General features: G+C 75.1%; 1 protein-coding gene. It reads right to left on the bottom strand.

Annotated features, from left to right (window positions below):
- Positions 1 to 29: 29 nt before the first annotated feature.
- Positions 30 to 610: hypothetical protein (locus ACZDWJ_RS19720; protein ID WP_463523891.1), on the bottom strand; the 581-nt coding region annotated here is incomplete at its 5' end.

Raw genomic sequence — 610 nt, 5'->3', positions numbered from 1 at the left:
GGGATGCGCCGCGCGGACGAGGGTCGGGGTCAGAGGGCGGTGACCCAGCTGCCGAGGGTCGGGCTGCCGATCGTGGCGTTGCCGACGCGCAGCGCGTCGTCGCGGCCCCGGGTATACACGCGGTTGGCGCCCTGCTTGTCGGCGGCGAGCAGCGCGTTGACGACGACGCCGGCCCGCACCTTGTAGGGCGTGCCCAGGCAGGCGCGCGGCACGGAGCCGACGATCCCGCTGCGAGTCTCGACGACGCGGATGCCCTCGCAGGAGACGACGCGGCCGTTGCGGCGCAGCTCGACGGTGGTGCCGGTGTCGCGCGCGACGCGGCGCAGGTCGTAGATGTTGGTGCCGCGGGAGGTCACGATGCGGGCCTGCCAGCTCGACGACAGCGGCGGGTTGCCGCGCAGCGCGGTCGCCACCTTCACGGCGGTGCTGGTGTGCTGCACGGTGAGCGAGGTGATGTCGCCCTCGAGGACGCCGGGCTGGGCGCCCCCGTCCGACACGGTGCCGGCGCCGACGTTCTCGTCGGAGACGCGGACGTCGCCGGTGGCGTCGGTGTGGCGGTAGGTCGCGGCCTGCGCGGCCGGGACGAGGGAGACGAGGAGGGCGGCTGCGA

The sequence above is a fragment of the Nocardioides sp. B129/18 genome, from assembly GCF_055282735.1.
The sequence above is the reverse complement of the archived record's forward strand: the minus strand, read 5'-3'. Positions and strand labels throughout refer to the sequence as shown.